Source organism: Sphingomonas sp. 66-10, from assembly GCF_001897045.1.
In the GTDB taxonomy this organism is placed as follows: domain Bacteria; phylum Pseudomonadota; class Alphaproteobacteria; order Sphingomonadales; family Sphingomonadaceae; genus Sphingomonas; species Sphingomonas lycopersici.
Genome location: NZ_MKRR01000137.1, coordinates 81,198 through 82,208 on the forward strand (window position 1 = coordinate 81,198; position 1,011 = coordinate 82,208).

Consider the following 1,011-nt stretch of genomic DNA (forward strand, 5'->3'; position numbering starts at 1 on the left):
TGCCCCTTCGCCTGCCAGTAGAAGCGCGCCATGCGGATGATCGTGTCGATCGCCTCCGACCCGGAACTGTTGAAGAAGACGTGGCTGAGGTTGCCCCCCAATAGACCCGCGATCTTGCTCGCCAGTTCGATCGTCGGCGGCGATGCCGTTTTGAAGAACGTATTGTAATAAGGCAGTTCGAGCATCTGCTCATAAGCGGCATTGGCCAGTTCCTTGCGCCCGTAGCCGACCTGGACGCACCACAGCCCCGCCATAGCATCGAGGATCGCATTCCCTTCCGCGTCGCGAATATAGCAGCCGTCCGCGCGGGTGATGATCCGCGCGCCGCCGATATCGCGCATCATCCCGTGATCCTGCTGCGCGGCAAGATGATGCTCGACATCGAGACGGCGAAGTTCAGCCACATTATAATTTTTGAGAGCCACTGGACGTATCCTCAGTTGAATTCTTCAAGTTCGCCGCGCAGGGCGCTGCCGAGCAGCCGGAAATATGTTTGCGATTGTGGGCTCGCCTCGGTCTGCCATTCGGGATGCCATTGCACCGCGAGCACCGGCGCGCCGTTCACCCGCGCCGAAAACGCCTCGATCATCCCGTCGGGCGCGGTCGCCTCGACCCGCAAACCGGCGCCGAGTTGGTCGATGCCCTGGAAATGGACCGAATTGACCCACAGGCGATCCTGCCCGATCGCGCGCCGCAGCACGCCGCCCTCGGCCAGCGCGACATCATGGCCGTGCCCGAACATCCCGTCCCAATCGGCATCCGCCGGGGCGTGATGCGGCAGCAGCTCCGGCGCCTTGCTGGTATCGCGGCGCAGCGTGCCGCCGAATGCGACGTTGAGCTCCTGCAACCCGCGACAAATGCCGAACACCGGCTTTTGCAGCGCGAGGCAGGCATCGACCAGATCGCGCGTCATCGTATCGCGTGCGGCGTCGAACGGCCCTTCCGCGTCGACCGCATCGGCCTGCCCGTAAAGCGCGGGCGCGACGTTCGAGGGGCTGCCGGTCAATAACA

General features: G+C 63.8%; 2 protein-coding genes. Both read right to left on the reverse strand.

What is annotated here, in order from left to right; all coding sequences use genetic code 11:
* Window positions 1-404 (reverse strand): aminotransferase class III-fold pyridoxal phosphate-dependent enzyme (locus tag BGN95_RS18825; RefSeq protein ID WP_286773655.1); only part of this gene is annotated, 404 nt, incomplete at its 3' end.
* A 32-nt stretch (window positions 405-436) separates the two neighbouring features.
* Window positions 437-1,006, reverse strand: coding sequence for a gamma-glutamyl-gamma-aminobutyrate hydrolase family protein (locus BGN95_RS18830; RefSeq protein WP_286773656.1), 570 nt, complete (start codon window positions 1,004-1,006; stop codon window positions 437-439).
* Window positions 1,007-1,011 lie beyond the last annotated feature (5 nt).